The 1,601-nt window shown below is 49.0% G+C and carries 2 protein-coding genes; both read left to right on the top strand.

Annotated elements, in window-relative coordinates; translation table 11 throughout:
- The first annotated feature begins 160 nt into the window (after positions 1-160).
- Positions 161-1,255 carry an ABC transporter substrate-binding protein gene (locus P378_RS16050; protein WP_099083949.1) on the top strand — a complete coding sequence of 365 codons (1,095 nt, stop codon included), beginning with the start codon at positions 161-163 and terminating at the stop codon, positions 1,253-1,255.
- Between the two features lie 114 nt (positions 1,256-1,369).
- A partial coding sequence (locus tag P378_RS16045) for an NAD(P)-binding protein (protein ID WP_180261146.1) occupies positions 1,370-1,601 on the top strand: 232 nt, incomplete at its 3' end.

Here is a 1,601-nt window from a genome sequence, read left to right as displayed (position 1 = left end):
TTAGTTTGCCCATGCTTGCCGAACCTCCTTGAAAAAATTCTCTTACATATGTATGCCGTATTCCCAAAATTATGCTCCCTAAACCAAATTATGGTTATTAATTTTTACGACCTAAATAAACATAGTAGTGGATTGGTTTGGTTGAAGGGAGTTGATTTTTTTGAGAAAAAGGTGGAAATGGCTTTTGCTCATACTGCTGGCAGTTATGGCAGCGGGCTTGGGAACACACGGGGTCAAGACCTATTTCTTGTACAGTAAGGAACCGGAAAAACCGGACACAATGAGGGTGGTGGAAACAGAACGTTCCTTACTGGCACTGCCCCATTATATTGCCCTGGCCCAGGGTTTTTACCAGGAGCAAAAACTACAGGTGGAGTCCTTTGTGTCTAAGGAAGCGGTACAGGAAGAGGTAATGCTGACGGGCGAGGGGGATGTATTGTTGGGTAACCTCAGCCAGGCGTTATTCACCCGTCCCCTGGGGACCGGGGCAGACCTGGTGGCTTTTGCGGGTTTAGCCCGCAAAGAAGGCTCCTTTTTGTTGGGGCGTGAGGATACCCAGGCATTCTCCTGGGAGCAGGTGAAAAAGAGAAGCATCATTGGTGATGCGCCGGACACCCAATCCAACATTGTTTTAGAGGAAGCTCTAAAACAAAACAAGTTGGCCCTGCAGCATCAAGTGATTATCATACAAAACCTGCCGCCAAATTTAAAGGAGGGCGCTTTTCAGGCCGGTGTAGGTCATTTTGTTCAGATGTCCGAACCGATGGCCACAATGACCGAGCAAAGCGGGGTTGGTAAAACCGCCGTCTTTCTGGGGTCAGCCGTGGGTCCCGTGCCTTCTTTGGCTTTTTTGGCACCGGAATCTTACCTAAAGGAGTACAGCAGGGAATGCCAGAAGCTGGTCAACGGCCTGTGCAAGGGAATGCTCTGGCTGGATTATCATAGCCCGGCGGAAGCAGCCAGAGTGATTGCCCCGTACTTCCCCGACCTGGACCGGCAGACGCTCACTAAAATCATCGAGCGCTATAAAAAGTTGGGCCTCTGGGACAAAAACTCGGTCATCGGGGAAGAGGATTATGAAAATCTGCAGAGTTACGTAAAAAGGGCCGGCGAACTGACCAACCCGGTGGAATATAAAGACGGGGTTTATGCCAAGTTTGCCAGGAAAGCTGTCCGTTCGGTGGAATACATCCCTCCGGAAAAGCAAAAGGAAAAAACCTGGTGGGAAAAAGTTAAGACCCTGGATTTTAAATAGTCTCCTTGCTGGGATATGACCTGCATAAAAAGTTCCCAATAAAAGTTCATAAGTAATAACCAGAAAATTACCGGGCACACTAAAATGGAACCTGTCTCTGCAGGAGGTGCTACCTTGCGGGTTGCAATTATCGGCGCCGGTGTGTCTGGGTTGGCCTGTGCCCATGAACTGGAACGGTTTAATATATACCCCGATATCTTTGAAGAGCGCTCCCGTCCCGGAGAGCTGTTTCCCCATGTGGCGGGCATCCTGCAATTGATGAACCGTCCGGTGCATGATCAGTTGCAGTGGTTAAAAAAGCAATATCACTTGGAAATCCATCCCATTGCCACCTGGAAGAAACTGA

Source organism: Desulforamulus profundi (assembly GCF_002607855.1).
This window is presented reverse-complemented; position numbering and strand designations above follow the sequence as displayed.